The following is a 12,029-nucleotide window of genomic DNA, read 5'->3' as shown; positions in this document are numbered from 1 at the left end:
ATGATCAACCACACATGTAAGAAAAGCCCTCAATTAATTTTGAGGGCTTTTCTTACATGTGTCTTCACTAAAAGTAAATAGTTGAACTAATTATTTTTATGAAATACTTTACGTTTTTCTTAACATAATGCTTTTTTTCCGGAACACATTCCAAAAAGAACCCTTGAGGTGCAGTTCAGACACAGTGGTTTTTTCTGTTTTTAGGCTGTATATCATATACGAATCCCTATTCCGCATGCTTATAAACATCGGGTCTCAGGTTTTCAAATATTGGGATGTTTTTTTGTTGTTCTGTAACTTTCTGTACATAGATTTCTGCTGTTATGATCTCTTCTTGGTGTCTCCCCTCTTCTACAATGTTTCCATTTGGATCAATGACCATTGAATGCCCCGCGTATGTGTTGCCGACATGATTTTTATTATTTACATTCCCCACACTGTTACATGCAATGACATAGACACAATTTTCTATAGCTCTTGCCCTCAATAGTGTTCTCCAATGGTTTATATTTTTGGTAGTCCATTGTGCAACGTAGAATATGACTTTTGCACCTTGAGACGCTGGATAACGTGTGATTTCTGGAAAACGTAAATCGTAACATATAATCTGACTAGCTTTGATATCGTTAATCTCAAATACTTCTGGAACTTCATTTCCACCTGTTAAATAATGATGTTCATCTAACATCGGCACGAGATGTATCTTATCTTTTTGATAGAGCAGCTCACCCGTTTTTGATACCGCAAAAGCTGTATTATAAATGTTATCATTCCTTCTATTCGAAACTGAACCTGCAATGATATTCACTTGATGTTTGGTTGCTAAACTTTGAATAAAAGAAAAAGTTCTCTTTAAATCAATATCTGCCTTTTCTGCTACATTTTTTAAATCATAACCAGTATTCCACATTTCAGGTATCACAACAATCTCAGTATCTACATCCAACTTTTCTTCAAATAAGGATTTAATACGGCTTTCGTTTTGCTCAACTTCTCCTTCTATAATCACCATTTGAAATAATTGTATTTTCATTTTTCTACCTCTTATTCATATATAAATTTATAAATAGTATATAAATCACCGTTGTATTTGACGTCTTCGCCATGTGATGAAGAAATAATAGAAGGTTTAATTTCATCTATAATTCTTCCACTATTAATATTTTCATCCATATCAACTGTGAACTTTCGAATCGGTGGATGTAAGGATTCAGCATTAGAAAAGAATAAGTCTCCAGTTAGCAACACATTGTCATCTTTATGGTGGTATATTACATGTCCTGGTGTATGACCGGGCGTTAAATATACATCTAGGGGTAACGTTTTAATGATATTGTCACTTAAACCTTCAACTTGATGTTCCACGCCTGTTGTTTCCTTTTCTGTCTTGTTTGGATATGGCTTTTCACCATTGATAAACAGAGTTTCAATTTCGTGCGCGTAAATAGGAATATTTAAATTATTTCTTAAATACTTGGCGCCATTAATGTGATCCAGATGACCATGTGTCAATAAGATACTTTTGGGAATACCTAAAGATTTTGCTGCATTCAACTGCGCATATGCATAGTCCTCCATTCCGGTATCAATGATATAAACATCCTCACCATCCACTACGTACCATGTATTGATCTTAACTCGAATACCAACGACGGTTTCATAAGTGAGTCTATAAACATGTTCAGAGATTTGAACAAATTCCAATTCATACACCTTCTTCTCATTTATTTGATATCATAAGTTTAGTAAGAAAAAATAGGTGTAACAAGAAGGCACAATTTTGTTACTACCCATTGAGGTGAGAAAATGTCAGACTTTAAAAGTGATCAATACGGTCCTTGTACGTTAACTGTAAAGCATGCTTGTCCAATTGAATTAACGATGCATATTATGGGCGGTAAATGGAAAGGTATCATTTTATCCTTATTATCAAAATCACCCATGTATTATAACGCAATGCGTCGTGAAATACCTGGTATTACTCAACGCATCCTTACACTACAGCTTAGAGATATGGAAAAAGACGGCTTAATCGAAAGAGAAGAAACAAACGATAACCCTAAAAGGGTTTTATATTATTTAACAGATCTTGGAGAGAATTTTACCCCAATACTTAAATCTTTAGAGCAATGGGGCAATGCTTATATAAGTAAGCAGGAAGAAGGATTAAAAAAATCTCAATAATTCAAAGAAAATTCCTGACTTTATTCCTTTAATATTTGAAACAGAATCAAATCTACCGTCCGTAAAAGTGTACGTTTACGGACGCGATACTTTAAAAATGAAACTATCAATTTTAACGTTCGTTTACAATTTAAATTACATTATGGACGCCCACTTAATCACACATACTTATACGAACTGTTTTACTCCACTAAAAAATTTTTTAAAAAATGTTTCCTTTGTTTTTTACTTCAGTAGCACTCTAAAGAAAATTTATCTGCAATAAAATATAAAATTTTTTCTGTCACAAGCTCGTCACCTATTTAAGCACGGCCATTATAAAAGTGGGTGTTTAATAATGTCTACTGAATAATCTCAGTGTAGTAAAGGGAGCATCGTTTTATAGTAAGTAGTTCAGTTTTGGAGTACAAAATGGAAAATAACACTCCAAAACGAACTACTTTTTTATATGCTTTCCGTAATATGAATCGTATGTTAATTCGTATAATTTTAAAGAGTAGATTGGAATAAAATTACGGAGGACTTTTTCAAATAACATTTGTCACTAATTTCAATGCAATTCTCAGTGGAATAGTCTGAGTAAATAACATAATAAACGCAAAGAAGGGATAGCTTAATGACTATCCCTTAAATTCTCTATCGACTTCAGATATAAAATGGTTGTCTGTTTTTATTGAGTGTCTTCGTCGCTTTTGTACTCCAAAGTATCACCTGGCTGACAATCCAAAGTCTTACATATTGCTTCTAATGTTGAAAAACGAACCGCTTTTGCTTCCCATTCTTCAGAATAGAAAGATTCGCCATAATAATTCCAACCCTCTCCGAAAGCTCCGTTAAACTCATTTTTCGTTTTGCTAACATCACATCAATATTAATAATAATTGTTATATCCTCCACCTCAAATCGTTAAATCATTTTCTGATTTTATGTTAATCGCTTCTTGTAGAAGCCGTTAGAGGATAGCAGCAAAAACAGCGATAACCAACGAAGCAAAAATGATGATGAGTGGCATTATTCCAATAGGAGGGTCAATTTTCTTCGCTATAAAATGAAAGAGTGGCAAACCTAATGCATACAAACCACTGATTATAATCGCACAGCACTTTATGTTCTTTAACGACTTTACAGATAATTCAGAGAACGCTGTCTTCTCGTCAATGTACCGTAAAAGGTTGAAAGCCTGATAAAGAGCAAAGTAAAAAGGCAAAGCCGAACCATACATCACGATGAAAACGAGATATTTCATATAAGCAATATCTGGATACAAATCTCCAGCAAAATTCCCGAACTTAGACACTAAAAATATGCACAATGCAAGAGTTGCAATTCCCAAATGTAGATGCATTTTTCATTTGTAATACCTCTTTTTTATTTTTTATCTAGGAAACCTTTTAATGGCTTTTGAAGTACGTCAACAACAGCAATGATGATACTTGTTGCTAAAATACTCATCAGACATACGGATATAGGACCTGCTGAATCATCTCCTGAGATACTAGAAATCACCTTCAAGCTTATTATCATTAACATAATGAAGAAAATGGCTGTAAAAGCACATTTTTTTATAACCTTTAAAGATTTAAGAGATGACTCCGAGAAAGCATTGTTCCTTTCGATAAAGGTTAATAGTTTATATACATGAAACAGCGTAAAAGAAAATGTAATACAGATTCCATATACACATACTAAAAGGGGATATAGCGAGTAATCCCCACCTGGATGTGCTTTTACATCTCTAATGGTTAACACAGGAATCCAATAAATGCACAAAGTAAGCACTGCAATTCCAACCAGAAAACTAATTACCTTTAAGAAAATGGCTGAACCTCGTTTACCATTCATTTAAAACACCTCACTTATTTAAAATAATAATATGATTTTAGCATGTGATTTATTGTTTTAAAATAAATTTATATTGTTTTAAATTGTGTTATTATTGTTATTCAAATATCCTTTTGATTTTGACAAAAATAAAAAGCATTTCCCATTACAAAGAAATGCTTTAAAAAACTAAAAACTATACAAATTTTGCTTACCCAGATAAAACGTTTTATGTGCTAAATTACTTATTGTATATATGTAATGACTATCTTACTTCAGTTAAAATACCGTTAATTATTACATAACTTATCGAAAAATCGCCCATTTGTCGTCATCTAGAGTAAAAGGTAAAATTACTATTTTTATAAAATAGTTTGTGGATTTATATCTTTATATATAATACGTTTATTTTGTGTTCATGATTGAATTTATCTTATTAAAAATATAGTAACGTCAAGAGTTTGTAAACTTTCTTTGAAGGTAATATGAATAAAACAATTTCTTAAAAGGAAAGTAGAAGATGGGTTGGTACACTGTAAGAAGTAAAATTGTAGGTGCTCTTCTTGGTAGTACTTCTGTATTAATTGCTCATAATTGGTTTTCAAAATGGAGAATTATTTCAACTTTCTTGTATAAAACCCTTTCACTATATAAAGCACTAGAACTACAGTTTTTACCTTTAAATAGAAAACGAGAAAATCAACCTATAAATAAACCAAAGAACCTTTAAAGGTTTACAAACTATAAGCTCTTAAATTTACTTTCCACCTTATAATTCGGTGATTTTAGACTTAATAAATAAGAGAGTTAAAGACTTTAGAATTAAAGATAAAATCCTTATTTTGGTAATTTATAGCCATTTAAATTCAAATTTTAAAAGATACAACTCAAGGGGTTTAATAGCTGGTAAAATAAAACACGAAATATAACATTTTTTGCAATATAAGGATGTTTATAGGGGTATTTCAAGTGATAATATGTATATTTATTAACCAAATGGAGGTCCAATTTTGAGGATTTTACAAGACACCACCACTCGTTTTTCAGATCTATTAAAAAATGGTATTACAATTGTTCATTTCTTTTTACCTAATACACCGCATAGAAGAATTATGAAACAATTCTTTCATCAAGCGAGTAAAGAGTTTGAGCAAGAAGTAACTTTAATAGAAGTAGATGGAGAAAAAAATAAAGAAGATATTCTTCAGTTCAGTGTTGTTATTGCTCCTACCATTCTAGTATTCAAAGATGGAGAGGAAAGAGAACGATTATTAGGTATTCACATGCCTTTTGAACTAATTAATTCGATTAATAAATACTGTTTATAATTTGATATTAAAAAAATTCCTTCTGAATACATTTAGAAAAAACTACTTCCTATAATTCTAATTATAGGAAATAAAGCCTTTGGAATCACTAATTCCAAAGGCAAAATGTATATATATTTAAAATTGTTCTTAAATGTTATTACAAATCAATCAAAGTATACAGATTCTTTAGGATTATACAAATGTTTAAAAGCCATTTCAATTTGTGTTTGTGTATTTCGAGCTATTGATAATGGCGGCAGTTTATCTTCAGCAAAGAATTCCACAGCACTCGTTTCTACCCCCTTCATCGGTTGCCCCCCAATGATTTCACATTGAATGAACATTTTATAAATATGAAAAGGTGAAGGAGGATGTGGATGACATTTCATATCCGTTATAGCTAACAATTTGACAGCTTTCACATCAAATCCTGATTCTTCTTTTACCTCTTTAACTGCTACTTCACTTGGAGTTAACCCAATGTCAGCCCAGCCTCCAGGTAACGACCAACTACCATCTGAATTCTCTTTGACCATTAATATTCTGTTATCCTTAAAGATCACAGCTCTAATATCTACTTTAGGTGTTGCGTAACCAGTTTGATTTGCAAATAAATTTTTTATGACTGTCATTTCCATACCTGTTTGTTGTGATAACATTTCAACGCTTATGTCTCTTATTAGTTCAAATCTCTCTACATCATAAATATCTTTTGAATAAGCTAATCCTGCCTGTGCAATAGATTGAAGTTGCTTCGCCCAATCAAGCCACTTATGTTCTATGATTATCACCGCCATCTTAGTAATAATCTAATATTACCACAAAATAAGAATCAAGTGATTTTGTTGTCATTTAATGTGTTTATCCCATACAAAGTTAGTTAACATAAAACACGTTACAGGAACCAAAAACCCTTCATCTTATATAGAATAAAGGGGTTTTAATCACCTATAATTATTTTCTACCAGCGCCCCCAAATCATCTAAATCTTGGGTTATATTTAAAATAATCAAGTAGTACCATTCTCCCTTACGTTTCCCTAAATTCACTACTTGATGAACTTCAACGTAATCGTTTTCATATTCTTTAGCTGCTTCACACATTTCCCACAACCTACTGCCAAACTCTGTGTTATCCCAATTTATTACTTTCAACTCAATGTAAGACTGGTTCTTTTTCAAATTCATAACTTATTCCCCCTCTTACTAAAAATAACATTAAAGGGATAGTTTAGGTACAATAACTTAGTTACCATAATCACCATTATAGGTACTACAATAAATACTCTTACTAAATTTTTAAGAATTTACCAAAGGGAAGCTATATCTAGCAAGAATTCGCTTTTATTAGAGATAGAGTAAATAGATATAACTTACAAGAATATACAAATTATTGGATTTACATATAATTTCCAATTAAACTATGAATGAAGTCATTACATAGGGAGGGAACTATGAAGAAACAAAAAGTGAAATGGTGTTTTCTAAGTTTTATAGTAACGTGTTTTCTATTTTGTACCTTAACGCCTCCAACATTTGCAGACACAAACGAAAAAGATGTGGAGAAATGGAAAGAATGGATTAAAACTAATTCTTACCCCTTAGAGGATACTAAAAATTCGAGGAAAGACCATTTAAAGTTCTTAAAGAAAGTGCTAAAAGGGAAACGTATTGTCCAATTAGGTGAAACTACACATGGATCAAATGAAATGAGCGCCACAAAAGTGGAACTCATTAAATATCTCCACGAAGAATTAGGGTATGATGTTCTAGCCTTTGAATCTGGCTTTGCAGAGACTAACAGTGCATACCGTCAATTACATGATTTATCTTCTACAGAGCTTATGAAACGCTCTATTTTTGGTGTCTGGTATACACAAGAAGTAGCAGATCTATTTAAATATCTCCAAGAGCAAGAAAAAAAAGGAGACCCTCTTACACTAACAGGGTTTGATATTCAGGTAATGGGCAACCTTTTTACGAAATCAACTTATGAATGGATCAAACAAGTGGACTCTTCAAAGGCTGATTTGTTTAAACAAGCTGAGGAAAGCATGATGAAATTACAAGCTCAAAAAACAGAAGACGATTTTGTTCAAGAACAAGCTAAAATAAATGAAAACTACAGCATATTAGAGCGTTTTGTGGAGGAACATAGAAGGGAATTAGCATCTTTCAGCCTTCAACAAGAACAGGATATAGACATCCTTTTACAATCCTTAAAATTAAGAAAAGAGACACTTATGAGATATGAGTTACCTAATTGGAACGTTGCTCATAACATACCTATTTATGATGTAGAGCAACATCCGATGGTTTTACGGGATCGAATGATGGCCGAAAACCTTGAATTCCTTGCAGAAAAAATGTATCCAAAAGAAAAAATAATTGTATGGGGACATAATTATCACGTGCGAAAAAATAACTCTAAAGTGAAATATGCTGAGTATGGGCAAAACTTCCTCAATAATATGGGTGATTACTTACCTGACAGCTTTAAAAGACAAACCTATACCATTGGTATTTATGCCTATTCTGGAGCAAGTTTAGATAGTAGCGATAATAAAACGGTTAAACCTGTAAATGAAGAGAAAGACCCTACTGGCTTAGAAGCACTGCTTAAGTATGGGAATCACTCTTCACTCTTCGTTGACTTTCTTCATGCCCCATATAATAAAAGAACATCTTGGATATACACGCCTCGCATTGCTCTTTATTGGGGATTCTTAAAGGAAGAAATGATACTGAAGGAACAGTATGACGGAATTATTTGGATTGAACATATCACGCCAGCTAAAATCATTTAAGTTTTTTAGATGATAGTTGTTCGTATAGACTCCTTCGTTTAGTAGAACAAACAAGCGAAGGAGTCTAATTTGTGTTAGCAGTAACTTATTTATGTCTATATAGCTTTTTTAATAAGCTGATATGGGCTTGGTGATATCGACTATGATCAGCTATATGCCATATACCCCAACGAATGGTTGCTGTTTGCCCATTTTCGTATGAAACAACTTTTGTTAAATCTTTTTCCGATAACTTGATACACTCTAAACGAAACAACATTTGAACTTTTTCATAACTATTTACTAAATCGACAGTTGTTGTGTTTTGTACAGAAGGAAGTTGGCCAGTCCGGTCAATTAAAGGACCATATTCTTTTTGAACACCTAATGGTATAGACTGATTCCTAAATCGATAAACCCAATGTAAGTCAACAACGGCTAAATGTCTTAGTAATTGTCCAATACTATTCATCTCATTGTTTGCAGCCTTAAAGAATAATTCTTCTTGATCCACATCCATTACTAAAAGCTTTAATCGCTTATAAGTATCAGCCACGGTTGCATATAAAAGAGCTACCGAAGGTTCCATTTTATCATCTAACTGTAGGTCCATTAACAAGTTAATTGCTCCCTTCCTTATTCAATTTCTCTATTATTAAACTTTAACATATATATATAATTGAAGTGACTACCCTATACATTTTTAGTTACCATAAGGTGTTTTACTGGAAGAATATTAATTTAAATCTTTATAAAATAATTTTTCTTTGGCATGTATCATCTAATATTCTGGTTCCGGTGTAAACATTATTTCCTAGAACTTATATACGTTTTAGATAAATAAAATAGATTATCACCGTAATAAGGGGATTGAAAATAATAATTTTATAATATAAAATGAAAGCATTCTAAAATAAGGAGGATTATTAATAAATGACTGCTTCTATGAGATTACGTATCCGTACTTTGAACAAGTAATTTAATACGTTCAAAGGCTCTGTTTAATACTCGCAGAGTAAACAGGATCAGTCTGCCCATTTTTAATAATCTTCAACGGACATAGTGATATGTGACATGAAGGAAGGTGGATTTATCTATCTTTCTTTTGTTATGCCTAAAAATGTGCTCTTTTTTCTTCGATAATCCATCGTTTAGGTTTTTTCGAGATATTATTGAGTACAACATGTATGGTTGATGACTGTTTACTTTAAGCTGCGGACAGAGATTTCCGTAGCTTTTTTGTGTTTCAAACGTCGATCCATACCCATAAATAACCATTAATTGATATCGTTAGTTGTGAGAGGCAGAGCTAGGGAAAATAAAAAAGAGCAATGACCAAAACAAAACGAAAAAAAACTAGAAAGTTAGGGGAGGCAAATTCTTATGAATAAGCTAGAAATTAAAGAATTAGCGAAAAGAAAAGGCTTAGACGTAGTCGAAGAAACAATGAAATTAAACGAATCAGGCTTGGATTTTCAAGTTGCACATGTAGAAGATGAGCAGGGGGAAAAATGGATTTTACGAGTCCCGCGTAGACCTGATTCTATGGCAAAAGCTCATCAAGAAAAGATGGTTTTAGATGCTATAAATCAATATACAAACATTCAAGCCCCATATTGGGAAGTTTTCACGGATGAGTTGGTTGCTTACAAAGCATTAGGTGGGGTGCCTGCGGGTACCATTAATCCTGAAATTCAAAATTATGAGTGGGTTTTAAATATAGAAAATGTTCCGTCCTCTTACCACGAATCGTTTGGACGCATGTTAGCAGAGTTACATCAACTGCCAACAAACTTAGTAAAGGATACTGGTATTAAAATCTATACGGCAACTGAAGCACGAGAATTAATGAAAGAAAAAATGCAGAAAGTAAAAGATGAATATGAGGTACGTGAGGATTTATGGAATCGTTGGCAGGCATGGGTGGCCAATGCTGATATGTGGCCAAACCATACTGGTCTTAGTCATGGTGATGTTCATCCAGGACATATTTTAATTAATCACCAATCAGAGGCTACTGGATTAATTGATTGGACTGAAGTAGCCGTTACAGATGTATCTCGTGATTTTCTTGCTCATTATTTATTTACAGGTGAAGAAGGGCTGACGAAAGCTATTACAGCTTATGAGAAGGCAGGCGGAAAAACGTGGCCACTTATGAAAGAGCATATCTTAGAATTGGCAACCACACAGGCTATTACTGTTGCTGATTTCGCTGAAAGCTCTGGATTGCAGGAGTATAAAGATATAGCTCAACAAATGCTTGGTCCAATTAAGTAATAAAATGGCTTTGATTATACGGAGGAAGATTAGACAACTACGTTTCCTCCTCTACTTACAAATATTAAATTTAAAAATGTACCGTTAGAGTACAAAAATAAACTATAAAAACGTAGAACCTGAGTTCCTTTCTAAATTACAGATTATGATACAACATCAAACCTTTTTATTAATAATATAGCTGAAAATCATTGTATATACGATATAGGTTTTTAGTTACATTATCGGAAAGGCTCTTAGAATCATTTATTCTAAGAGCCTTTTGACTATATACATCATTTATTCAATAAAATACATTCTTTCATTTACTTCAATAGATATAGAAGATTGTTTCATTTCTGTTCTTAGGTCTTTTGCATACGCTACAACTTCATTAATTTTATTCTTATCTAATTTTTCAGTGAAGCTATAAACAATGGTTACCTTTTCTTTAACTAATTTTTTATTATCTCCTATCCAAGCTCCTGTTCCATCGTCAGAAGTGGCACCTCCAAACATATTAGAGAATTTCTCTAAAGATTGGTCAACATATTTGCTATTATCAATAGGTTGATCAATATTGTAAGTAGATGGAACGTAAATTTTCACAACATCGTCAAGGTAAGATTGTCCTCTCAGAACATTTGATTGTTGGTCTTGAGTAGTGGATGTTTGTTTAGATGGGTGTTCAGCATATACTATATAACCAAATAACCCAATTAACATAAGGAATGCTAATACCTTAATTACTAATTTATTCTTCAGTTTTATCACTTCCCCTTATTTAATAATTCCTAATCATGAAATAACAAATATAGGAAATACATCTTTATAATATCAAAAAGGTATATAAACGCATATAGACTTTTTTTGTCGATTTTTAAGCTGTATACAATATTCATTTTTAGTTAACGTAATGGATTTTCTAGGGAGTAAAAAGGCGAGCAAGTGCTAGCTTTTTAAGAAACCTATCTTGAAACAGCTGTTGTTTCTTGTAAAAATAACTGATTAAGGGCTTGTATAATCATATTTGCTGTTTCTTTTTTATTGGCACACTGGTATATGTCATTATCTTGATTAATTATATAATGTGTAGCTGAATTAACATGTAAGGAATCAGAAGTATTTGCCACCATTAAACTAGCCTTAGAAGTACCCATTCTTATTTTAGCTCTCTCTATTAGGGTTTCTTTATCTACGTTACTTTCTAACTTAAAACCTACTAGCATGAGATTAGGGTTCCATTCTTTGATTTGCTTTAAAACTTTAGGTGCTTTCTTAAAGTGAATAACCGGAGGATTGTCGCTAGATATTTTTCCATTCTGAGGAATAAGGTTCCCGTCTTTGTCCAACATCTTGTCTACTATCCAATCTGACCCTGCAGCTGTCATGATAACAGCATCTATCTTTTCACTTAAGATAATGGCTTTCATTTTGTCTTGAAGATCTACTATTCCTTCAAAACTTTCTAACCTTAAATTCTCTGAATCCTTATCACAGGGCTTTTCTGCAAAATAGCCGTGTAAATATGTAACTGTTGCTCCTTCTGCTAAAGCTTGCTCAGCAATCATTTTTCCTATTTTACCTTTAGCTAAATTAGTGTGCCCTCTAATCTCATCCCACTTTTCTATACATCCACCACTGGTAATTAGTATATTTTTTCCTAACAT

The 12,029-nt window shown here is 32.5% G+C and carries 14 protein-coding genes and 1 pseudogene; 5 read left to right on the top strand and 10 right to left on the bottom strand.

Annotated features, from left to right (window positions below; translation table 11 throughout):
- Window positions 1–226: 226 nt before the first annotated feature.
- Both ACLHDF_RS28210 and ACLHDF_RS28205 read right to left on the bottom strand, forming a co-directional pair.
- A complete protein-coding gene (locus ACLHDF_RS28210; protein WP_413921673.1) occupies window positions 227–1,033 on the bottom strand; it encodes a carbon-nitrogen family hydrolase in 807 nt (268 codons plus the stop codon).
- Window positions 1,034–1,044: 11 nt separating this feature from the next.
- Complete coding sequence (locus ACLHDF_RS28205) at window positions 1,045–1,704, bottom strand: MBL fold metallo-hydrolase (protein WP_413921672.1); 660 nt, start codon at window positions 1,702–1,704, stop codon at window positions 1,045–1,047.
- Between the two features lie 102 nt (window positions 1,705–1,806).
- Here ACLHDF_RS28205 and ACLHDF_RS28200 point away from each other — a divergent pair, with 102 nt between their 5' ends.
- On the top strand, window positions 1,807–2,184 hold the full coding sequence (locus ACLHDF_RS28200; protein ID WP_413921671.1) for a winged helix-turn-helix transcriptional regulator: 378 nt from the start codon (window positions 1,807–1,809) through the stop codon (window positions 2,182–2,184).
- A 670-nt stretch (window positions 2,185–2,854) separates the two neighbouring features.
- Here the strand turns inward: ACLHDF_RS28200 and ACLHDF_RS28195 are convergent.
- The 3 genes and pseudogenes from ACLHDF_RS28195 to ACLHDF_RS28185 form a co-directional block, all read right to left on the bottom strand.
- Window positions 2,855–3,072: pseudogene (locus tag ACLHDF_RS28195) on the bottom strand (helix-turn-helix domain-containing protein).
- Window positions 3,073–3,136: 64 nt separating this feature from the next.
- Window positions 3,137–3,529: a DUF2975 domain-containing protein gene (locus ACLHDF_RS28190; RefSeq protein WP_413921670.1), complete on the bottom strand. Its 393-nt coding sequence runs from the start codon at window positions 3,527–3,529 to the stop codon at window positions 3,137–3,139.
- Window positions 3,530–3,552: 23 nt separating this feature from the next.
- Window positions 3,553–4,026, bottom strand: coding sequence for a DUF2975 domain-containing protein (locus ACLHDF_RS28185; protein ID WP_413921738.1), 474 nt, complete (start codon window positions 4,024–4,026; stop codon window positions 3,553–3,555).
- A gap of 499 nt (window positions 4,027–4,525) precedes the next feature.
- Between ACLHDF_RS28185 and ACLHDF_RS28180 the strand changes: the two genes are divergently transcribed.
- On the top strand, window positions 4,526–4,735 hold the full coding sequence (locus ACLHDF_RS28180; protein WP_413921737.1) for a hypothetical protein: 210 nt from the start codon (window positions 4,526–4,528) through the stop codon (window positions 4,733–4,735).
- 280 nt (window positions 4,736–5,015) lie between these two features.
- On the top strand, window positions 5,016–5,333 hold the full coding sequence (locus ACLHDF_RS28175; RefSeq protein ID WP_413921736.1) for a thioredoxin family protein: 318 nt from the start codon (window positions 5,016–5,018) through the stop codon (window positions 5,331–5,333).
- 146 nt (window positions 5,334–5,479) lie between these two features.
- Here the strand turns inward: ACLHDF_RS28175 and ACLHDF_RS28170 are convergent, their stop codons facing one another.
- Both ACLHDF_RS28170 and ACLHDF_RS28165 read right to left on the bottom strand, forming a co-directional pair.
- Window positions 5,480–6,097 (bottom strand): NUDIX hydrolase, encoded by a 618-nt coding sequence (locus tag ACLHDF_RS28170; RefSeq protein WP_413921743.1) that lies wholly within the window; start codon window positions 6,095–6,097, stop codon window positions 5,480–5,482.
- 162 nt (window positions 6,098–6,259) lie between these two features.
- The gene (locus tag ACLHDF_RS28165; protein WP_413921735.1) at window positions 6,260–6,502 is read right to left on the bottom strand and encodes a hypothetical protein; all 243 of its coding nucleotides are present in this window, start codon (window positions 6,500–6,502) and stop codon (window positions 6,260–6,262) included.
- Window positions 6,503–6,768: 266 nt separating this feature from the next.
- Here ACLHDF_RS28165 and ACLHDF_RS28160 point away from each other — a divergent pair, with 266 nt between their 5' ends.
- Window positions 6,769–8,121, top strand: a complete 1,353-nt coding sequence (locus ACLHDF_RS28160) for an erythromycin esterase family protein (RefSeq protein WP_413921734.1) — start codon at window positions 6,769–6,771, stop codon at window positions 8,119–8,121.
- Window positions 8,122–8,206: 85 nt separating this feature from the next.
- Here ACLHDF_RS28160 and ACLHDF_RS28155 read toward each other — a convergent pair whose 3' ends face one another.
- Window positions 8,207–8,713, bottom strand: coding sequence for a DinB family protein (locus ACLHDF_RS28155; protein ID WP_413921742.1), 507 nt, complete (start codon window positions 8,711–8,713; stop codon window positions 8,207–8,209).
- Between the two features lie 770 nt (window positions 8,714–9,483).
- Here ACLHDF_RS28155 and ACLHDF_RS28150 point away from each other — a divergent pair.
- Entirely contained in the window at window positions 9,484–10,380 is an 897-nt protein-coding gene (locus ACLHDF_RS28150; RefSeq protein WP_413921733.1) for a macrolide 2'-phosphotransferase, read from the top strand.
- 279 nt (window positions 10,381–10,659) lie between these two features.
- Here ACLHDF_RS28150 and ACLHDF_RS28145 read toward each other — a convergent pair whose 3' ends face one another.
- The gene (locus ACLHDF_RS28145; RefSeq protein ID WP_413921732.1) at window positions 10,660–11,133 is read right to left on the bottom strand and encodes a DUF3574 domain-containing protein; all 474 of its coding nucleotides are present in this window, start codon (window positions 11,131–11,133) and stop codon (window positions 10,660–10,662) included.
- A gap of 194 nt (window positions 11,134–11,327) precedes the next feature.
- Window positions 11,328–12,029 (bottom strand): phosphopantothenoylcysteine decarboxylase, encoded by a 702-nt coding sequence (locus ACLHDF_RS28140; RefSeq protein WP_413921731.1) that lies wholly within the window; start codon window positions 12,027–12,029, stop codon window positions 11,328–11,330.

Origin of the sequence: Priestia megaterium (assembly GCF_046599315.1) — a bacterium.
Taxonomy (GTDB): Bacteria; Bacillota; Bacilli; order Bacillales; family Bacillaceae_H; genus Priestia; species Priestia megaterium_F.
The sequence above is the reverse complement of the archived record's forward strand: the minus strand, read 5'-3'. Positions and strand labels throughout refer to the sequence as shown.